At 71.7% G+C, this 20,118-nt stretch carries 17 protein-coding genes; 7 read left to right on the top strand and 10 right to left on the bottom strand.

Annotation, left to right across the window (positions count from 1 at the left end; translation table 11 throughout):
• The first annotated feature begins 14 nt into the window (after positions 1–14).
• On the top strand, positions 15–896 hold the full coding sequence (locus ACIO3P_RS20020; RefSeq protein WP_329823384.1) for a glycoside hydrolase family protein: 882 nt from the start codon (positions 15–17) through the stop codon (positions 894–896).
• A gap of 343 nt (positions 897–1,239) precedes the next feature.
• Here the strand turns inward: ACIO3P_RS20020 and ACIO3P_RS20025 are convergent, their stop codons facing one another.
• The gene (locus ACIO3P_RS20025) at positions 1,240–1,575 is read right to left on the bottom strand and encodes a hypothetical protein (RefSeq protein ID WP_329823383.1); all 336 of its coding nucleotides are present in this window, start codon (positions 1,573–1,575) and stop codon (positions 1,240–1,242) included.
• A gap of 310 nt (positions 1,576–1,885) precedes the next feature.
• On the opposite strand from ACIO3P_RS20025, the gene ACIO3P_RS20030 reads away from it, so the two are divergent.
• Positions 1,886–2,977 carry a hypothetical protein gene (locus ACIO3P_RS20030; RefSeq protein WP_329823382.1) on the top strand — a complete coding sequence of 364 codons (1,092 nt, stop codon included), beginning with the start codon at positions 1,886–1,888 and terminating at the stop codon, positions 2,975–2,977.
• An 83-nt stretch (positions 2,978–3,060) separates the two neighbouring features.
• Here ACIO3P_RS20030 and ACIO3P_RS20035 read toward each other — a convergent pair whose 3' ends face one another.
• The 8 genes from ACIO3P_RS20035 to rsmI form a co-directional block, all read right to left on the bottom strand.
• Positions 3,061–4,437: a hypothetical protein gene (locus ACIO3P_RS20035; RefSeq protein ID WP_401852719.1), complete on the bottom strand. Its 1,377-nt coding sequence runs from the start codon at positions 4,435–4,437 to the stop codon at positions 3,061–3,063.
• A gap of 103 nt (positions 4,438–4,540) precedes the next feature.
• A complete protein-coding gene (locus ACIO3P_RS20040; RefSeq protein WP_401852722.1) occupies positions 4,541–5,155 on the bottom strand; it encodes a hypothetical protein in 615 nt (204 codons plus the stop codon).
• A gap of 148 nt (positions 5,156–5,303) precedes the next feature.
• Positions 5,304–6,239 carry a 4-(cytidine 5'-diphospho)-2-C-methyl-D-erythritol kinase gene (locus tag ACIO3P_RS20045; protein WP_401852724.1) on the bottom strand — a complete coding sequence of 312 codons (936 nt, stop codon included), beginning with the start codon at positions 6,237–6,239 and terminating at the stop codon, positions 5,304–5,306.
• Positions 6,236–7,081, bottom strand: coding sequence for a 16S rRNA (adenine(1518)-N(6)/adenine(1519)-N(6))-dimethyltransferase RsmA (gene rsmA / locus ACIO3P_RS20050; RefSeq protein WP_401853243.1), 846 nt, complete (start codon positions 7,079–7,081; stop codon positions 6,236–6,238). The genes ACIO3P_RS20045 and rsmA overlap by 4 nt, the downstream gene beginning before the upstream one ends.
• Positions 7,082–7,176: 95 nt before the next feature.
• A complete protein-coding gene (locus ACIO3P_RS20055) occupies positions 7,177–8,370 on the bottom strand; it encodes a ubiquitin-like domain-containing protein (protein WP_329823548.1) in 1,194 nt (397 codons plus the stop codon).
• Between the two features lie 125 nt (positions 8,371–8,495).
• Positions 8,496–9,365: a TatD family hydrolase gene (locus tag ACIO3P_RS20060; protein WP_401852726.1), complete on the bottom strand. Its 870-nt coding sequence runs from the start codon at positions 9,363–9,365 to the stop codon at positions 8,496–8,498.
• A 69-nt stretch (positions 9,366–9,434) separates the two neighbouring features.
• Positions 9,435–9,938: a hypothetical protein gene (locus ACIO3P_RS20065; RefSeq protein WP_329823375.1), complete on the bottom strand. Its 504-nt coding sequence runs from the start codon at positions 9,936–9,938 to the stop codon at positions 9,435–9,437.
• Positions 9,939–10,066: 128 nt separating this feature from the next.
• The gene (rsmI, locus tag ACIO3P_RS20070; protein ID WP_401852729.1) at positions 10,067–10,987 is read right to left on the bottom strand and encodes a 16S rRNA (cytidine(1402)-2'-O)-methyltransferase; all 921 of its coding nucleotides are present in this window, start codon (positions 10,985–10,987) and stop codon (positions 10,067–10,069) included.
• A gap of 101 nt (positions 10,988–11,088) precedes the next feature.
• Between rsmI and ACIO3P_RS20075 the strand changes: the two genes are divergently transcribed.
• From ACIO3P_RS20075 to ACIO3P_RS20090, 4 genes are all read left to right on the top strand, one after another.
• The gene (locus ACIO3P_RS20075) at positions 11,089–12,813 is read left to right on the top strand and encodes a phospholipid carrier-dependent glycosyltransferase (protein WP_329823372.1); all 1,725 of its coding nucleotides are present in this window, start codon (positions 11,089–11,091) and stop codon (positions 12,811–12,813) included.
• Positions 12,814–12,943: 130 nt separating this feature from the next.
• Positions 12,944–15,733, top strand: a complete 2,790-nt coding sequence (locus ACIO3P_RS20080; protein ID WP_329823370.1) for a SpoIIE family protein phosphatase — start codon at positions 12,944–12,946, stop codon at positions 15,731–15,733.
• Between the two features lie 138 nt (positions 15,734–15,871).
• Positions 15,872–17,524 carry a penicillin-binding transpeptidase domain-containing protein gene (locus tag ACIO3P_RS20085; protein WP_401852730.1) on the top strand — a complete coding sequence of 551 codons (1,653 nt, stop codon included), beginning with the start codon at positions 15,872–15,874 and terminating at the stop codon, positions 17,522–17,524.
• Between the two features lie 54 nt (positions 17,525–17,578).
• Positions 17,579–17,983 carry a hypothetical protein gene (locus ACIO3P_RS20090; protein WP_401795516.1) on the top strand — a complete coding sequence of 135 codons (405 nt, stop codon included), beginning with the start codon at positions 17,579–17,581 and terminating at the stop codon, positions 17,981–17,983.
• On the opposite strand, the gene ACIO3P_RS20095 is transcribed toward ACIO3P_RS20090, so the two are convergent.
• Positions 17,980–18,558 carry a hypothetical protein gene (locus ACIO3P_RS20095; RefSeq protein ID WP_401852732.1) on the bottom strand — a complete coding sequence of 193 codons (579 nt, stop codon included), beginning with the start codon at positions 18,556–18,558 and terminating at the stop codon, positions 17,980–17,982. The genes ACIO3P_RS20090 and ACIO3P_RS20095 overlap by 4 nt on opposite strands.
• A 249-nt stretch (positions 18,559–18,807) precedes the next feature.
• Between ACIO3P_RS20095 and ACIO3P_RS20100 the strand changes: the two genes are divergently transcribed.
• The gene (locus tag ACIO3P_RS20100; RefSeq protein ID WP_401852734.1) at positions 18,808–20,112 is read left to right on the top strand and encodes a helix-turn-helix domain-containing protein; all 1,305 of its coding nucleotides are present in this window, start codon (positions 18,808–18,810) and stop codon (positions 20,110–20,112) included.
• The last annotated feature ends 6 nt before the right edge of the window (positions 20,113–20,118 follow it).

Genomic DNA, 20,118 nt, shown 5'->3' on the forward strand with positions numbered 1-20,118 from the left:
ACGGAGCACGCACGATGACTGAACCCCTGTCCGTGTCCCCACTCCCACCCCCGTCGTCGCGCCGACGCGCGTCGTCCGCGCGCCGTCCGTTCCTCGTCCTCGCGTCCCTGCTGGCCCTGTTGGTCACAGCCTTCTTCAGCCCCGCGGCCAACGCAGAGGTCGCCGCGTCGTCACGCAAGGGCGTGAGCGTGAACACCGTGACCGGCACCTCGCAGGCCCTCGCCGATGTCGGCGCGGCCTGGTACTACAACTGGGCGTCGAGCACAGCCGGTGTCACCAAGCCCGCCGGCACCGAATTCGTCCCGATGATCTGGGGCGCCGGCTCGGTCACCGACGCCCAGCTCTCCCAGGCCAAGGCACAGGGCACCCAGCTCCTCGGCTTCAACGAGCCCGACATGGCGGGACAGGCCAACATGTCCGTCGAGCAGGCGCTCAACCTGTGGCCGCGGCTGCAGTCGACCGGCATGCGCCTCGGCGCACCCGCCGTCGCGTTCGGCGGAAACACACCGGGCGGCTGGCTGGACCGGTTCATGTCCGGCGCCGCGGCGCGCGGCTACCGCGTCGACTTCATCCCGCTGCACTGGTACGGAGGCGACTTCAGCTCGGCCGCGGCCGAGCAACTGCGCGGATATCTCCAGGCCGTGTACGACCGCTATCACAAGCCGATCTGGCTGACCGAGTACGCCCTGATCGACTTCTCCGGCAGCGCACCGCGCTATCCCAGCTCGCAGCAGCAAGCCGACTTCGTACGGTCGTCGACCGCGATGCTGGAGAGCCAGTCCTACGTGGAGCGCTACTCCTGGTTCACCCTGTCCACCCAGGTCAGCCCGACGGGTCTCTACAACGGTACGACCCCGAACGCCTCGGGTCTCGTCTACCGCGCCGTCGGCCGATAGGTCAGCAGACACTCCGGTGGTCCGCGTCCGGGATGTGACGATCCCCTGCCCCGCATGAGCGGGGAGAAAGCGAGGAGTGGGCCATGCACCGGACCGGATCCATGGCCCGCACCGCCAACTCGGAGATCCAGCCCGAGACTGATCGTCACCACCCCCTGTCCCCTCCCGCCCGGTGCCGAGCAGAAGCAGCTCCGACCCTCACTCCGAACAGACGTTCCCAGTGGATCGGTCGGTCCGGGACGGCCGGACAGGGGCCGGGGCGGCAGCGGCGCGCCGGACCGGCTGCCACCGGGGGTGGGCCTGGTCGGCGGGCGCCTGCTGCCGCCCCGTGGTGTGTCGCCGGTCACATGGACGGGCTCAGCGCCGCCTTCACCTTGGGGTGGGACAGGTACTCCTTGCTGCCCTGGTAGTCGGCCGCGATGCCGGAGCCGAGCGCCGAGCCCCAGGTGAGGGGCGAGCCGAAGGTGTTGCCGCTCTCGAACTCCGCCTCACCGCGGTCGTTCGTCATCGCCGTACCCAGCTCCTGGTTACCGTCTCCGGTGTAGAAGTGGATCTCCTCGCCGTCGATCGGGTCGCCGTCGGGCACCTTCGTCAGGGTGGCGATGAGACTGCCCCTCGCGCCGACGACATGGCCCGTGCCGTTCCGGAGCCTCAGGCGTGTCTTGGTCTTGTCGGCCATGGCCGAACTCCTTGTGTTCAGGGAAGACGGTGGCGTGATCGCACCGCCGCCCGGACACCGTGGCACGAGCCCGTCCGGCACCCGGGGCGTTAGGGCCGTGCGTGGACGCCCTACCACCCAAATGCCCTACAGCACGGCCCGATTGGCGGAGAGTTAAGTGATCACCGGTCGCAACACCCGCCCGGGCCACCGACGATGACGGCATCGGCCCCGGGCACGCCGCCCGTGGTGCAGTCGGCCCGGAACCGGTGTGACATGTCATCCCGACGGTCCACGCCCCGGGCTCGGGCGATGACAAGGAGAGAACTCCATGGTCCATCCCGCACGATCATCCGGTGCCCGGGGACGGCTGGTCCGCCGTACCGCCGTGGTCCTTCCCGCGCTGTCCGCCCTCACCCTGACCGTGAGCGTGCCCGCCGCCTCCGGTGCGGAGAAGGAGAAGATGCCCAAGGCCCAGGCGTTCGACCGGGACAAGGCGCTGCCGACCGTGTCCGAGGTGACGGAGCTGTGCGGCCAGACGCAGCGGTACGCGTGCTCGTTCCGGATCGATCCGGCGCGCTCGCGGGAATTCACCAGCGCCGTGCACTCCGTGGCCAACGGCGCCATCAACTGCACCAACGAGCCGATGACCGTCTCCCGTACGGTGGCGCTCCAGTCGAGCAGTACGGACAACATCGGCGGGGAGATCTCCGGCAGCGGCACCATCGAGGGGACGGCCGCGACCGACAACGAGGTCAGCGGGTCGGGCACGGGCCAGGTGACGGCGCAGCAGACGCAGCAGGAGAGCGACAAGGGCAGCGCGACCCAGACGGGCAGCGCCAAGCTCAGCACCACCAATCACACCGCGCCCAAGGACAAGGGCCCCAACCAGGAGACCACGGTGGAGGGGACGGCCACCTCCAGTGCCACGGTGGAGCACACCTCGACGACCACCGAGCAGATGACGGAGATGGGCAGCACGACCGTCGCGTCCAAGAGCAACATCCATCTCGCGCTGCGGGGCGCCTTCACCGCGGCGTTCAAGGGCACCTGGAACCACACCTGGTCCATGACCAACACCGAGACGACCCAGGTGACGTTCACCATCAAGGCCAATGACGAGTTGCAGTTCGGCGCGCTGAACGCCATGACCCGTACGGTCGGTGAACTCGTCGTGAACGGCACGGGCAAGCTGGTCAAGAACGTGACCGTGGACGGGCCTTCGACGGTGAACTCCTCCACCATCGTGGCGCAGACCTTCACCAACCCCGACAAGTGCCAGACGCTGCGGCCCAAGGGCGCCGAGGCCCGTCAGCCCGACGACGAGCCGAGCGGCCGGCGGGCGGTCCCGCGCCCCGGGAAGCGGGTCCTGACCGGGCAGTACGTGCTGGAGCGGAACGGGACGTGGCGGCGGACCGCCTGATCCTCCTGATCCGCCTGGCACGGAAAGGGAAGGGTGACCGGACTCGATGTCCGGTCACCCTTCCCTTTGTCGTACGTACGGGGTTACGGGAGCCGTCTCGCGAGGTCCGCGGGGCTCATGGTCACCGGCAGCAGTCCGGGCGCCGCCGAACCCCCGGAGCGCAGGGTCGGGGAGCCGATGGTGTTGTCCGGGGTCCGCGCGTTGTCCCGGGCGTCGGCGCAGCGGGTCAGTTCGACCTTGCTCATCGGGCCGGTGCGCTGGTAGAAGCGGTCGCCGAACGATCCCGACGGCACGTCCACGGTGGTGTCGAGGCGCGTGACGTTCCTGTCGTGCACCAGGGTGCCGACGACACGCTCCCGGGCGGCCTGCACCTCGATCCAGCTCACCTCGCCGGGCTGGACGGTGACGGAGAGCGTCCGGTCCTCATCGCGGCTCCACAGGAGGGGGTTGGTCGTGGCCATGCCGAGCGGGTTGCCGTCCGAGCCGGTGAAGCCGGTCTCGATCTGTGCGGCGATCTCTTTGAGACTCAGGTTGATCGGGTCACGCGGATTGAGCGGTTTCTTCTCCTCCTGCACGAAGTACTGGGTGAGGTTGTCGTAGGGGAACTCCTTCCACTTCAGCGGGCGCTGATCGGTGATCGGGTTCCGGGTGCAGTTGATGTACGCCTGGCCCACCATGCGCGGCCGGTCGTAGTACTGGAAGGAGTAGCGGTCGTCCTTCTCGAAACGGCAGGCGCCCGCGGAGTTGCAGGCCGACACGGCGTCCTTGGGGAGGACCTTCTCGTGTGCCTTGTACGCCTGGGGCATCGGCAGCCGCGCCTTCTTGTCGTCGTACGGCACGGGCGCGGGTTCCTGCGTGGCGGTGAACCGGGTGAGCAGCGGGCCGCACTTGGACGCCTTCTCCGCGGGTTTCGCGGCGAAGGTGATCTTCGGATTGTTCTCGCCCGCGGTGAAGGAGTAGGAGCGGCGTTCCGGGCCGTGCCGCCAGTTCGGTTTCCCCGGTTCGGTGCTCTTGGTGGTGAAGGATCCGGGCTGGTCGCTCGCCGTCCCCTCCGGTGTCACGTCGTAGACCTGCCCGTTCGCGACCTCGTCCGGCTTGCACTCGGTCAGGGAGCTGGGGCTGTCGTCCCAGGACACGGTCACCTTCGCGCCCTTCTGCACCCGCCACAGCCGGGTGATCAGGGTGCCCTGTTTCGGGCTCACGTCACGGTTGAGGGCGGTCGCCTGGAGCGTGTCCGGGTGGCCCGCGGTGGTGGCGGAGAGGAGTTGGGTCGCCGCCGCCGTCCACCGGTCCGGGGGCTTCGTCGCGGTCCCGGTGGCCACCAGGGGCTCCGCGTGATCGGCGTTCTCGACGGGGGTGGGGACCGGCTCGGCGGCGGCGGCCGGGGCGGGCGGGGCGATGAGGACGAGCGAACCGCCGACCAGGGCGGTCATGCAGCATCGGGCACGGCGTCGTAGCACGGATGCCTCCTTGGTCTGGAGCAGGACGGCCCCGCGTCCGGAGCGTGGGGCCGGGCGTGTCGGTCAGCGGACGCACCGGCCGGGGAGGGCCGGGGCGGTCCGGTCAGCAGGACCACCAGGTGGACGGGGGGACGATCACATCCGCGTCGGTCAGCCGCTCCCGCATGCCGGAGGAGGAGTGGCAGAGCTCCGCCGCGCCGGCCGCGGGGGACTGGTCACGGGGGACGGCGTGGAAGTCCTGCTGTGCCTGGGTGTGGGCGCTCTGGCTCTCTTGCCAGGCGCCCTGCGCCTTGCCCGTCATCGGCTTGTTGCAGTCGTGGAAACTCTCCGACTGGCACTTGTCGTTGGCGGCCTGGTTCTTGCCCACACCCTTGCAGGACTCGCTCGCCGGGATGCCGTTGATCGCCCCGCACGGGTCGGTCCCCGGAGCCTCGGGCACCGGCTTGGCCGAGGGGACGGCGGGGGGTGAGGGCTTCCCGGGGGACGGCGGCTCGGGGGCGGGCATCGGCGGGGTGGGAGCCACCGCGAGGGCGGCGGGCCCTGCGCCGTGCTGCGGCTGGGGGGTGGCGACGGAGGCGAAGGCGGCGGGGGCGACAGCGGGGGCCGGGGTGGAGGCGGCGACGGGGGACAGTCCGGGGCCTAGGGCGACCAGGCCCGCCACGGCCACGATTCCGGCGAGGGCGAGGGCGGGCAGCAGGCGCGCGCAGAGAACACGCATGGAACTCCTTGTCGTCAGGGGGCCGGTGGCCGCCTGACGCCGCGGCCACCGCCGTCAGACTCCGGCACCCCGCGTGGCTCTGCCAGCCGACCGCAATGGATCTTGAGCCATTAGCGGACAACTGCCTACGGGTGGCCGTAACACCTCGTCAGTTACGGCCCTGGCCCGTGTGTTCCACCACGGTCGCGCCCTCGGCCGGGGAGGTCGCGACCCGGGCCGTGCGGCAGGTCCCCGAGGCCAGCAGGGCTTCGGCCACCTCGTCCGCCGCCTCCGGGGACTTGGCGAGGAACGCCGTCGTCGGGCCCGAGCCCGAGACCAGGGCCGCCAGCGCGCCCGCGGCCCTGCCCGCCGTCAGGGTGTCCGCCAGGGACGGGCGCAGGGAGAGCGCCGCGGGCTGGAGGTCGTTGGACAGGGTGGCCGCCAGCGCGGTGGCGTCGCCGGTGCGCAGCGCGTCGAGCAGCGCCGGGTCGGCCGCCGGGGGCGGTACGGGGGCATGGGCGGTGAGGCGGTCGAACTCCCGGAAGACCGTCGGTGTGGAGAGCCCGCCGTCCGCGACCGCGAACACCCAGGGGAAGGCGCCGTCCGTGTCGAGGGGGGTGAGCTGTTCGCCCCGCCCGGTGCCCAGCGCCGCGCCGCCGATCAGGCTGAACGGTACGTCGCTGCCCAACTCCGCGCAGATCGCGAGGAGTTCGTCCCGTGAGGAGTTCAGCGACCAGAGTGCGTCACAGGCCAGCAGGGCGCCAGCGCCGTCCGCGCTGCCGCCCGCCATGCCGCCCGCGACGGGGATGTCCTTGGCGATGTGGATATGGACGTGCGGGTCGATGCCGTGCCGCTGCGCCAGCGCGAGCGCGGCGCGCGCCGCGAGGTTGGTGGCGTCCAGGGGAACCTGGCCGGCGTCCGGGCCCTCACAGGTGATCCGGAGTGTGTCGGCGGGCGTCACCGTGATCTCGTCGTACAGGCCGACGGCGAGGAAGACATTGGCCAGGTCGTGGAAGCCGTCGGGGCGCGCGGCGCCCACCGCGAGCTGGACGTTGACCTTGGCCGGGACCCGTACGCGTACCCGCGTCCGCTCAGAAGGGGTCACGCGCCCGCTCCCTTCGATTCCGCGATCCGCGCGAACTCCTCCACCGTCAGCGACTCCCCGCGCGCCTGCGGCGACACGCCCGCCGCGACCAGCGCCGCCTCCGCCGCCGGGGCCGAGCCCGCCCAGCCGGCGAGCGCCGCGCGCAGGGTCTTGCGGCGCTGCGCGAAGGCCGCGTCGACGACCGCGAAGACCTCGGCCCTGGACGCCGTCGTCTTCACCGGTTCCGTCCGGCGTACGAGCGAGACCAGTCCGGAGTCGACGTTGGGCGCGGGCCAGAAGACGGTCCGGCCGATCGCGCCCGCGCGCTTCACGTCCGCGTACCAGTTGGCCTTGACCGACGGCACCCCGTACACCTTGTTGCCCGGCGCCGCGGCCAGCCGGTCGGCGACCTCGGCCTGGACCATGATCAGGGTGCGTTCGATGGTCGGGAAGTGCTCCAGCATGTGCAGCAGCACGGGGACGGCGACGTTGTACGGCAGGTTCGCGACCAGCGCGGTCGGCGCCGGGCCCGGCAGCTCCCGTACCCGCATCGCGTCCGAGTGCACCAGCGCGAACCGGTCGGCGCGCTCCGGCATCCGGGCGGCGATCGTCGCGGGCAGGGCGCCCGCGAGGATGTCGTCGATCTCCACCGCCGTCACCCGGTCCGCCGCCTCCAGCAGCGCCAGGGTCAGCGAGCCGAGCCCGGGGCCGATCTCCACGACCACGTCGTCGGGGCGCACCTCGGCGGTGCGGACGATCCGGCGGACGGTGTTGGCGTCGATGACGAAGTTCTGCCCGCGCTGCTTGGTCGGGCGTACGCCCAGCGCCGCCGCCAGTTCGCGGACGTCGGCGGGCCCCAGCAGCGCGTCGGACGCGGCGGGAGGGGCGGAGGGGGCGTCGGAAGGGACGTCGGCGGGGACGTCGGAGGCGGCGTCCGGTACGTCGGGCTCAGTGGTGCTCACCCGGTCAGCCTACGGCCGCAGTGCGGCCACGGGCTCGCCCCCCGCTGTACGTAGAGCTTCTTCGCCCGGTACGTCTGCTCACCGGCCGGGGCGTCCTGGGGCCGTCCGCTGCCGCCGAGGGCCTGCCAGGTCCCGGTGTCGAACTGGTACAGCCCGCCGTAGTTCCCCGACGCGTCGACGGCGTCCGGCCGGCCGCCCGACTCGCAGGCGGCGAGCCCGCTCCAGTTGAGCCCGTCCGCGCCGGCGACGGACGTCGGCAGCACCTTCGTGCCGACCCTGACCCGCTGGGTGACCGGCGCCCGCACCGTCTCCGTACGGATCCTGCGGGGCTTGTGCCGTACGCCGTTGACGGTGCGCAGGGCGTACGTGACCCGGCGGGCGCCCGCGCGCCCGGCCCGCTCGACCACCTCCGTGCCACGCGGCAGCGCGGGATCGGCGGTACGCACCGTGTCGTACGGGACGGCCTCCTCCCGGGTCTCCTCGCCCGCCGTGACACGCAGGACCGTGACGACCTGGCCGTCGCGCGGGAAGCTGTCGCCCGGTACGGAGGTGGCGTCCTGGCCGCGCAGGGTGATCCCGGCCTCGGCGAGCGCCTCGGTGACGGTGGCCGCGTTGGTACGGAGCGGGTGCTCGCGGCCGTCGGCCAGGAAGGTCAGGGTGCGCTCGGTGCGTACGTCCAGCGCCAGGCCGTGGCGGGCGATGGCGGCGGAGCGCGACACGGAGAGGTACGCGCCCTCGGCCCGCACCCCGAGCTGGCGCAGCGCGCCGTCGACGGTGCGCGCCGTGGTCCAGACGCGGCGGCGCTGCCCGTCGAGGGTGAGCAGGACGGGGCGGCCGTAACGGACGACGACCTCGTCTCCGTGGTCGAGCGGGGCGCCGGGCGCGGGGGCGACGATGTCGTGCGCGCCGACGGCGACGCCCTCGTGGGCGAGGAGTTCCCCGACGTCACCGGCGAAGGTGTGCAGGGTGCGCGGTTCACCGTCGACGCTCAGCCGTACGCCCTTGTCGTGGACGACGAAGGCGGAGGTGCCGCCCGCCAGGAAGGCGACGACGAGGGCCTGCGGGAGCAGCCGGCGCAGGGTCTCGGGGGCCGCGGGGGCGTCGGGGCTCCGGCGTCGGCGCCCGCCGCGTGTCGCACGGTGACTGCCCTGTGCATTGCTCACGACGCTCCACGGGATCCGGTGCGGGATGCCCCCGGACCCTAGCGGAGCTTCGGTCACTCTCCAAAGCGGCTCGACTACCCAGCGTACCCACTCGCACGGACATGCGATGACGTGACGGCCCAGCAGTGGCCCAGCAGCGGTTCGGCAGCGGCTCAGTAATCGAACGCCCGGGCCGTGTTCCGCGCGATCGCCTCCGCCATCGCGTCCTCGCCGATCCCCCGCACCTCGGCCATGGCCCGCAGGGTGACAGGAATGAGGTAGGGCGCATTCGGCCGCCCGCGAAAGGGGGCCGGGGTGAGAAAGGGTGCGTCGGTCTCGACCAGCAGAAGGTCGAGCGGCGCTACGGTGAGCGCGTCACGCAACAATTGAGCGTTTTTGAAGGTGACATTTCCTGCGAAGGACAGGTAATAACCGGCCGCGGCACAAATCCCGGCCATTTCGGCGTCGCCGGAATAACAATGGAAAATGGTGCGTTCCGGAGCGCCCTCCTCCGCGAGGATACGGAGCACGTCGGCGTGCGCCTCGCGGTCGTGGATCACCAGCGCCTTCCCGTGGCGCTTGGCGATCTCGATGTGGGCGCGGAACGAGCGCTCCTGCGCCGCCCTGCCCTCGGGCTCCGTACGGAAGTAGTCCAGCCCGGTCTCGCCGACGGCCCGTACCCGCTCCAGCGCGGCCAGCGCGTCGATCTCGGTCAGGGCGTCGTCCAGCGCCGCGTCGCCGCCGCCCGCGCGGGCGCCCTGGCGCGACCAGCCGTCGGGGTCGCCGTGCACGATGCGCGGCGCCTCGTTGGGGTGCAGCGCGACCGCCGCGTGGACGGCGTCGTACGCCGCGGCCGTCTCGGCGGCCCAGCGGGACCCCTTGAGGTCGCACCCCACCTGGACCACCGTCGTCACACCGACCGAGGCGGCCTTCTCCAGGGCCTCAGCGACGGCGCCTTCCTGCATGTCCAGGTGGGTGTGCGCGTCCGCGACCGCCACCCGAAGGGGCTCGGGCAGCGGCGGCGGGGCTTGCTTCGAACTCATGGGCGCGATCCTACGGGGGACCGGTCCGCCGGGGTCCGGAAGGATCTCCCGGGGGCCGGTCCCGCGCGCTCACGGGCGGTGGTGGTGCTGGAACGGGTGCAGGAGGTCGGAGAGGTGCCAGTGGTGGTGCCCCTCGGCGGTCTTCCCGGCGGATCCCGCGGGTATCTCCCCGCCCGGCGCCTGGGCGGGTATCTCCTCGCCCGGCTGCGCCTCCGTGCCCGCGCCCCCCTCGTCCTCGGCGGTCCCGGCGGCCTTCGACGCCTTGGCCGTCTTGGTGGCCTTGGCCGCCTTGGCCGTCTTCGCCGGGTGGTGCTGTTCCGTCATCAGCGCCCGGACCGACGAGACCTGTCCGGACCTCATGATGCGTACGACATGGCCGCCGCAGTTCTGACAGGTCGGGCTGGAGAGCGGGGAGGGAACCCGCACCCCCTCCGCCTTGTACACGACGACGTTCTGGCCCGAGCCGTCGACATGATGCTCTATGTCGTACGCCTGCTCCCAGCCGTGTCCACAACGCATGCAACAAAAGGCATATGCCTCGTGAACTACAGCGGTGCCCGTGATCTCACTCATGCCAGCTCCTCTCCACTGACCCAGTGGACGCCTTCGAAGGCGGGAGCGCATCAGCGCCTGTCGATTATTGGATGGGTCTTGGCCTTCTCATGTCCCAATGACCCGGCACGCGGTCTGCGCTTTACATTTCACGATAGTCCTTTACCTTCCGAGGGGGCCGTGCGCGCCGCGTTTTTTGATGCGACGACAGCATCGAACACCTCGCGCTTGGGCAGCCCCGCCTCGACGGCGACGGCGGCGATCGCCTCCTTGCGCCGCTCCCCCGCCTCCTCCCTCACCCGTACCCGCCGCACCAGCTCGGCGGGGTCGAGATCGCCGGGCACCGGGTCCGGGGCGCCCGCCACGACGACGGTGATCTCGCCCCGTACGCCCTCGGCCGCCCACGCCGCCAGCTCGCCCAGCGGGCCGCGCTTGATCTCCTCGTACGTCTTGGTCAGCTCGCGGCAGACGGCGGCCCTGCGGTCGGCGCCGAAGACCTCGGCCATCGCGGCGAGCGTGTCGTCCAGCCGGTGCGGGGCCTCGAAGTAGACGAGCGTGCGCCGCTCGCCGGCCGCCTCGCGGAGCTTGCCCAGCCGTTCGCCCGCCTTGCGCGGCAGGAACCCCTCGAAGCAGAAACGGTCCACGGGCAGCCCGGAGAGCGCCAGCGCGGTCAGCACGGCCGAGGGCCCCGGTACGGCCGTGACCCGGATGCCGTGCTCGACGGCCGCCGCCACCAGCCGGTACCCGGGGTCGGAGACGGACGGCATGCCCGCGTCCGTGACCAGCAGCACCCGCGCCCCGCCCGTCAGCGCCTCCACCAGCTCGGGCGTCCTGGCGGACTCGTTCCCCTCGAAGTACGACACGACCCGCCCCCGGGTGTGCACCCCGAGCGCCTGGGTGAGCCGGCGCAGCCGCCGGGTGTCCTCGGCGGCGATCACCTCGGCGGTCTCCAGCTCGGCGGCGAGCCGGGGCGGCGCGTCCGCGACATCGCCGATGGGCGTGCCCGCGAGGACCAGCGTTCCGGGGGATGCCGGGGCGGTTTTCGAGCCACCCGCCGAGGGGTGCGTCACGGGGGCTGTCGGGGGCGGTGTTCCAGGCGTTCCAGTCACATCCGCCATCCTCGCAGGACGGGACGCGCGCCTCGCACAGCGGCGTTCCCTACGATGGCGCGGTGACCAGTACTGCGCCAGAAGCCCTCCAGGGGCACGACGCCGACGAGAAGCAGCCCTCATGGCCTCAGCGGCTGCGCCGATTCGGCCATGCCCCGCGGCCGGTGACGGGCCTGCGCGAACGCCTGGTGCCGCCGTACACCCGGCCCTCGGACCGGCTGTGGGCCGTGCTCGGGGTACCGGCCCCGCTCACCGCGCGGCTGGTCCGCTGGTCGGCGTGGGGCGGCCCGGCCCTCGTGGCGCTGGTCGCGGGTGTGCTGCGGTTCTGGAACCTGGGCAACCCCAAGGCGGTGATATTCGACGAGACGTACTACGCCAAGGACGCCTGGGCCCTGATCAACCAGGGGTACGAGGGGAGCTGGCCCAAGGACGTCGACACGTCGATCCTCAAGGACCCGTCCTCCGTCCCGGTGCCCACCGACCCCGGCTATGTGGTGCATCCGCCGGTCGGCAAGTGGGTCATCGGCCTCGGTGAGCAGATGTTCGGCTTCACCCCGTTCGGCTGGCGCTTCATGGTGGCGGTGCTCGGCACGCTCTCCGTGCTGATGCTCTGCCGGATCGGGCGGCGGCTCTTCCGCTCCACCTTCCTGGGGTGCCTGGCGGGCGCGCTGCTCGCGGTGGACGGCCTGCACTTCGTGATGAGCCGCACCGCCCTGCTCGACCTGGTGCTGATGTTCTTCGTGCTGGCCGCGTTCGGCGCCCTTCTGATCGACCGCGACCGGTCCAGAGCCCGGCTGGCGGCGGCGCTCCCGGTGGACGAGGAGGAGGGCGTCCTGCGCCCGGACGCCTCGGTCGCGGAGGGGCTGCGCCTGGGGTGGCGGCCCTGGCGGCTGACGGCCGGCCTGATGCTGGGCCTGGCCTTCGCGACGAAGTGGAACGGGCTCTACATCCTGGCCGCCTTCGCGGTCATGGCGGTCCTGTGGGACGTGGGCGCGCGGCGTACGGCGGGTGCGGTACGGCCGTACCGGGCGGTGCTGAAGCGGGACATCGTCCCGGCGTTCTTCTCGACGGTGCCGGTCGCGATCGCCACGTACATCGCCTCCTGGACCGGCTGGATCGTCACGGACAAGGGCTACTTCCGGAACTGGGCCACGACGGCGGGCCAGGGCGGCAACTTCACCTGGCTGCCCGACTGGGTGCGCAGCCTGTGGCACTACGAGTACGAGGTGTACCAGTTCCACATCAACCTGACGTCCGGCCACACCTACCAGTCCAACCCGTGGAGCTGGATCGTCCTGGGCCGCCCGGTCTCGTACTTCTACGAGGACCCGGCCGCCGGCCAGGACGGCTGCCCGGCGTCGACCGCCGGCAAGTGCGCCCGCGAGGTGCTGGCGATCGGTACGCCGATGCTGTGGTGGGCGGGCGCGTTCGCGCTGCTCTACGTCCTGTGGCGGTGGTTCTTCCGCCGCGACTGGCGCGCGGGCGCGATCGCCTGCGCGGTGGCGGTGGGCTGGGGCCCCTGGCTCCTCTACCAGGAGCGGACGATCTTCCTCTTCTACGCGGTCGTCTTCGTCCCCTACCTCTGTCTGGCGGTGGCGATGATGATCGGCGCGATCCTCGGCCCACAAGGTTCGGACGAACGACGCAGGACGATCGGCGCGGTCGGCGCGGGGGTGCTGGTCCTGCTGATCGTCTGGAACTTCATCTACTTCTGGCCGCTGTACACGGGGACGGCGATCCCACTGGAGTCGTGGCGCAACCGGATGTGGTTCGACACCTGGGTGTAGGCCGCCCGTCCGGCCCCGTCCGGCGGGGCCGCGGGGACGGATCCGACGGTCGGACAGCGGGGCCGCGGGGACGGATCCGGCGGTCGGACAGCGGTCGCCCCGCCCCGGATCCTGGTGTAAATCTGTCCCTATGGCCCGATTGGCCCGACGTCCAGGCGAGCCCCGGCCCTCAGCCGGTCCCCGGTCCTGGTGGCGGGCCGGGTCCCGGTCGCGCGGCGGATCCTGGCTGCGGATCGGGAACAGCAGTGTCGCGGGGCAGGTCTTCCTCTTCCAGGCCGTGATCGTGCTGCTGCTGGTGGCCGCCGCCGCGACCGCCGTCGTCCTCCAGGCCCACCGGGACAGCCAGCAGGAGGCGACGAACCGTTCCCTCGCCGTCGCCGGGGCCTTCGCGAACTCCCCGGGCATGGTGGCCGCGCTGCGCTCCCCCGACCCGACCGCGATCCTCCAGCCGCGCGCGGAGGCCGCGCGCAAGATCTCCGGCGTCGACTTCGTCGTGGTCACGAACCCGCAGGGCATCCGGTACACCCACCCCAACCCCGCCCGGATCGGCCAGCACTTCGTCGGGAACCTCAAGCCCGCGCAGGCCGGTCACCCCTTCACCGCGAGGAACACGGGCACCCTGGGCCCCGCCGTGTACGCGGTGGTGCCGGTCTTCGGCCCCGGCCACAAGGTCGTCGGCCTCGTCTCGGCCGGGATCACCATCGCCAAGGTCAGCACCGCCGTGGAGGAGCAGCTTCCGGTGCTCCTCGGCGCGGCGGCCGGCGGCCTCCTGCTGGCCACCGCCGGGACGGCGTTCATGAACCGCCGGCTGCGCCGGCAGACCCACGGTCTCGGCCCGACCGAGATGACCCGGATGTACGAGCACCACGACGCGGTCCTGCACGCGGTACGGGAGGGCGTGCTGATCGTCGGCGGCGACGGCCGGCTGCTGCTCGTCAACGACGAGGCCGCCCTCCTCCTCGGCCTCCCCCCGAACCCGGAGGGCCGGTACGTCTCGGAGCTGGGGCTCGCCCCGGAGACGGCGCGGCTGCTCACCTCCGAGCAGGTCGCCGACGACGAGGTGGTCAACTCCGGGGAGCGGCAGCTCGTCGTCAACCGCCGCCCCACCGACCGGGCCGGCGGGCCGCCCGGCTGGGTGACCACGCTGCGCGACTCCACCGAGCTGCGCGCGCTCTCCGGACGGGCCGAGCGGGCCCGCGGCCGGCTCACCCTCCTCTACGAGGCGAGTACGCAGATCGGCACCACCCTGGACGTGACGCGTACGGCCGAGGAGCTCGCCCGGGTGGCCGTGCCCCGCTTCGCGGACTTCGTCACCGTCGACCTTGCCGAACCCGTCCTGCGCGGCGAGGAGCCGGGCCCGGCGACCGCGACCGGCTCGGGGCTGCGCCGGATCGCCGTCCACGGGATCGCGGAGGAGTCGCCGCTCTACCGGGTCGGCGTGGAGTTCAGCCTGATGCCGTCCACCCCGCAGAGCGCGAGCCTGGCCGAAGGGGAGCCCGTACTCACCACCGACCTGCGCTCCTCGGACACCTGGCGACGGCACGACCACGAGCGCGGCGAGCTCCTGATGGCGTACGGGTTCCACTCCTTCATCACCGTTCCGCTGCTGGCCAGGGGCGTCATGCTGGGGATGGTCAACTTCTGGCGCGCGCAGCGCCCCGAGCCCTTCGAGCAGGACGACATCTCCCTGGCCGGTGAGCTGGCCGGCCGCGCGGCCGTCTGTATCGACAACGCGCGCCGCTACACGCACGAGCACACCATGGCCGTCGTGCTCCAGCACAGCCTGCTGCCCAACCGCCTCCCGGAGCAGAGCGCCCTCGACCTCGCCTACCGCTATCTGCCGGCCGAGTCGGGCGTGGGCGGCGACTGGTTCGACGTACTGGCCCTGCCGGGCGCGCGGGTGGCGCTGGTGGTGGGCGACGTGGTCGGGCACGGGCTGCACGCCGCCGCCACGATGGGGCGGCTGCGGACGGCCGTCGCCAACTTCTCGGCGCTCGACCTGCCGCCCGAGGAGCTGCTCGGGCACCTGGACGAGCTGGTCAGCCGGATCGACGAAGAGGAGGAGGGCGCGGACGGGCGGGGCGAGGACGACGCGGCGGCCCGCCCGTCCGGGGGCAGGACCGCCGTCACCGGCGCCACCTGCGTGTACGCGGTCTACGACCCGGCCTCCGGGCTCTGCACGGTGGCCCGCGCCGGGCACCCGCCGCCCGCCCTCGTCCACCCGGACGGCACCGCCGAGTTCCTGGACCTGCCGGCCGGGCTGCCGCTCGGGATCGGCGGGCAGCCGTACGAGACGACCGAGTTCACGCTGGAGGAGGGCAGCCGGCTGGTGCTCTACACGGACGGGCTGATCGAGGACCGGGCGTGGGACATCGACGTGGGGTTCGAACACCTGCGGACGGCGCTCTCCGGGCGCCCCGGGCACGACCCGGAGGCCACCTGCCGGGCGGTGCTCGACGCGCTGGTCCCCGACCGGCCGAGCGACGACATCGCCGTACTCGTCGCCCGCGCCCGCCGGCTCGACACGGACCGGATCGCCGAGTGGACCGTGCCGCACGACCCGGCGGCGGTGGCCGCGGTACGCGCCGAGGTCAGCCGCCGGCTCACCGCATGGGGCCTGGAGGAGGCGGCGTTCACCACCGAGCTGGTGCTGAGCGAGCTGATCACCAACGCCATCCGGTACGCCTCGGGGCCCATCGGGGTACGGCTGCTGCGCGACCGTACGCTGATCTGCGAGGTCTCCGACACCAGCTCCACCTCCCCGCATCTGCGCGCCGCCGCGGCCACCGACGAGGGCGGGCGGGGGCTGTTCCTGGTCGCCCAGTTCGCCGACCGGTGGGGGACGCGGTACACGGCGCACGGCAAGGTCATCTGGACGGAGACGGCGCTGCCGCGCGGCGGCGGCCCGCATCCGTTCTGACGGGCGTCCGGGCCTCTGTAGCAGTCCGGTAACGCCCGCCTCCCGTGACTCAACCGTCCCGTAGAGTTCCGAGTCGATGACTTCCTTGAACGTGTTCAGATGTTCGAGGGGGCTCCTGGGGAGGGGTGACCGCCACTCATGCGCAGTGGAGCGAAGACCGCCGTCATAGGCGGAGTGTTTCTCGTGTTCGCCGGTGGAGTGGGCTACGGCGCGTACAACGTCTACAACGGGATGTCCGGCGGGGGCACGGACGCGCAGACGAAGTCCGCGACCAGTGAGGTCAAGACCGGACCGCTGAGCGCCGCCGAGATCGACCAGGCGTCCAAGGACTTCCTGACCAAGTGGGCGGAGGGCGGTGACGCGGCGGCCGTCGCCCAGCTCACCAACGACCCGACCGGCGCGACGCCCGTCATCGGCGCGTACCGCACCGAGGCCCATGTCACCGACGCGGTGATCACTCCGGGCCCGGCGGTCGGCGCGAAGGTGCCGTTCACCGTCAAGGCGAAGGTCGAGCTGGACGGCGCGAGCAAGCCGTGGACGTACACCTCGGAACTGACCGTGGTGCGCGGCCTGTCGACGGGCCGGCCGCTGGTCTCCTGGGCGCCGTCCGTGATCCACCCGAAGCTGACGAAGACGACCCGCCTCGAAACGGCGGAGGCGTCCGTACCGCCCATCAAGGCGGTCGACCGCAACGGCGTCGAGCTGACGAAGGAGAAGTACCCGTCGCTCGGGTCCCTCCTCGACCAGCTCCGCGAGCGGTACGGGAAGGAGGCGGGCGGCTCGGCCGGCGTAGAGCTGATGCTGAAGAGCGACGCCGATCCGGACGCCACCACCGGCTCCGCCGACGAATCGCTCCTGACCCTCTCCAAGGGCAAGGAGGGCACGCTGAAAACGACGCTCGACGCGGCCGTCCAGGCCGCCGCCGAGACCTCGGTGAAGAAGTACAGCGAGGCGTCGGTCGCGGCCGTCAAGCCCAGCACGGGCGAGATCCTGGCCGTCGCGAACAACCGCAAGGACGGCTTCAACGCGGCGATGCTCGGCAAGCAGGCCCCCGGCTCCACCATGAAGATCGTCACGGCCGCGATGCTGCTGGAGAAGGACCTGATCGGCGCGGACAGAACCGCCGAGTGCCCGAAGAACGCGATCTACATGGGCCGCACCTTCAAGAACCTGGACGACTTCTCCATCGACGGCCAGCCCTTCTCGCAGAGCTTCGCCCGCTCCTGCAACACCGCCTTCATCAAGCTGATCGACGACGTGGGCGACGACGGCGCGCTGCCCAAGGAGGCCGCCGAGGTCTTCGGGATCGGCCTCGACAACTGGAAGACCGGCGTGGCGTCCTTCGACGGCTCCATCCCGTCGTCGTCGGGCGGCGAGGCGGCGGCCCAGTACATCGGCCAGGGCACGGTCCAGATGAACGTCCTCAACATGGCGTCCGTCACGGCCACCGCGAAGAACGGCACGTTCAAGCAGCCGGTCATCGTCGCCCCCTCCCTGGACGACCGGGAGATCGCCACGGCGGCGCGCTCCCTGCCGTCCGGTGTGGCGCAGCAGTTGCGCTCCATGATGCGGCTGACGGCGACGAGCGGTACGGGCGCGAAGGCGATGGCCGGGCTCGGCGGCGACAAGGGCGCGAAGACGGGCTCGGCGGAGGTCGACGGCCAGGAAACGTCGAACAGTTGGTTCACGGGCTACCACAACGACATCGCCGCGGCGGCGGTCGTGGAGGCCGGCGGCCACGGCGGCGACGCGGCGGGCCCGGTGGTGGCGGCGGTGCTGGCGGCGGGGTGATGTTGAGCGTGGGAACGTCGTGGTCCACGTCGGCTTCGGCACTAGGGTCAGATCGTGGATTCGGCATTGGTCACCGGCGACGGACACCATGCGGCGTGCGGCATCTGCCCGTCACGACGTTTTCCGCTGGGTGAGTTCGACGTATTCGAACGCCCCTCCAAGGAATGTCCTTTCGATCCTGCGGACGGGCACCGGTACACGGCCGAACGTGTCCCGGTGTGTGTGCACCCGGACAAGGTGGGGTTACCGGTCGGCCGGTACAAGAGCGAGAACGAAGCGCTCACCGCCGAATTGGACTTGCCCCCCACCCTGCCCGACCTGGTCCCGTATCTCCGGAACGTGTTGCACGGCGCAGCGCCGGTCTTGCTTGAACGGATCATCGAGCAAGCCTCGTCCGAGATTCCGCGAGTGTTCCCGGAAGCGGATGTGGTCGAGACGCTGCGCCGTGCCCTCGGTTAGGCCGCGCTGAAGTCGATCGAGTGCGCCTTACCGGAACGGCGGAATCCGGCCGCCTCGTACGTGCTCTCCAGGATGGCCAGGCGTCGTTCCGCCTCGCCGTGCTCCACCCAGTAGCGCTTGGGCGGCGTTCCCCATGCGTGGACGTACGCGGTGTGGGTGTAGTCACCAGCGGAGTACTCGTGGTGTTCCTTGTCGGTCTGGTGGATGACCGAGACTCCGACCCGCTCCGCGATCCTCGCGAGAAGCTGCGGTTGCGCAATCATCGCGTGCATCATCTCGTCCACGGGAACAGCGACGGGGATTTCCGTCATGTCCTCGTCCTGCCCGCCGAGTTCGTAGACAGCGGCTTTGAGGGCGAGGGCCCGAAGTCCCTCGGTGAGCAGCGGGCGCTTGTCGATGTCGAGGTCCCAGTTACTGATGACCGGGAAGCCCGTGAAGCAGGTCCATGCCTCGTCGTACTTCAGCGCAGCGGCGGTGAAGGCGTCGAACTCGGGGTCGGCCTGAATCGCCGACATGATCTCTCGGGCCCGGTCCGCCACCCGTTCGGGTGTGGGCCGGGAAATGGTGTCGCTCACTCTGCACTCTCCTTGTCGGCTGTCCCACAGGTCGGCCGGCACGACGTCCCGCACGGAACGGACCGATGCCTCCGATGGACGGTGCCCCCGCAGTTCGGGGCGCTGCACCCAGCACACCGCGACGAACGGGCCCGTGGTGATCAACTGGCTTGCCACGCAAGGACTTTGCGCGTCGTGCAAGCGGCCTCGACGGCTCTACCAGGCATGCGTACCGTGAAAGCCCCCGGTCGTGCGGCGTGGGAGGGACCTGTGCCCGTTGACCCGCTCTGGAACAGCGCGAGAGCGCACGAGTTTGCCGCGCAACGGCGCCCCGGTGCGCTGATCCGCCTCGGCCGCGAGCACCGCGCCTGGACCCTCGCGGCCCTCGGTGACCGGCTCGGCTGTTCACCGGCCACGGTCTCCCGGCTGGAGCGCCGCACCAGAGTCGTAGACCTGGCCCTGGTGCACCGCGCCGCACTCGAAGTCGGCGTTCCGCGACACATCCTGGTGAGTTCCCTGGCGCCACCCGCCCCGACAGCACCGGCGGCCACTAGAGTGACGGCCAGTCCGCACGTCGAGGAGGACCCGATGCGCCGCCGTACGCTGCTCACCGCCACGGCAGCCGCCGGACCGGCGGCCCTGTTGCTGGGACTGGATCAGGCCCTGGCCGAAACTCCCGCACCGACCGGCGCCGGACCACTGGACGCGCGGCTGGCCACCGCGCGCGAGCTGTACGACAGAGGCACGCACGGACGTCTGCTCGCCACCCTGCCCGGCCTCATCGCGGACGGCCACGCAGCCGCCGTCTCCCGCCGCGAACTCGATCAGGCCCGGCTCTCCTCCGTCTACAGCCTGGCCGCCGCAGTGCTGAGCAAGCTCGGCTCCTACGATCAGGCACGGCTCACCGCTGACCGCGCGCGCACCTGGGCCGAAGTGTCCGGCTCCCCGCTCGCATCGGCCGCCGCCGCCAGGGAACTGGCGATCGTGCTGCGCCACCAGGACCGCAACGAGGAGGCACAGCGCCTCATGTCCGCCGCGGCCTCCGGCGTGGAGGCGACGGGCCTACGGACCGACGCGTCGGCGTCCGCGTACGCGCAGATGCTCTGCACCCTGGCCTACACCGCCGCTCGGGGCGGACACCGTACCGAGGCCCTGGCGATGGCCGAGGAGGCCCGTCTCTCTGCCCGCCGACTGCCGCGGACCGCCCCTGCGGGCCGCTTGTTCCCCATCAGCCCGGCCGCCGTCAGTCTCTATGCGGTCGGTGTGCACTGGGCACTCGGAGACGCGGGCGCCGCTCTGGAAGCCGGCAAGGATCTGCGCCCCGAGCAGTTCACGACCTCCGAACGCAAAGCCCGGCTGGGCACGGACATGGCGCGAGCCTGGTGGGCGTGGCAGCGACCCGAGCAGACCGCCCAGGCGCTGCTGTCCGCGTACCGAGCCAGCCCTGGAGAGGTCCAGGACCGGCCCGCCATCCGCGGCATCGTCCACGAGTTGGCGGAACGGCATCCGCGCACCAGCGGCGTTCGTGAACTGCACACCGCCGTGCTTCAGCGTGGACGCCAACGGAGCGCGTGAAGCTCA

Origin of the sequence: Streptomyces sp. NPDC087310, assembly GCF_044744405.1 — a bacterium.
Lineage (GTDB): Bacteria > Actinomycetota > Actinomycetes > Streptomycetales > Streptomycetaceae > Streptomyces.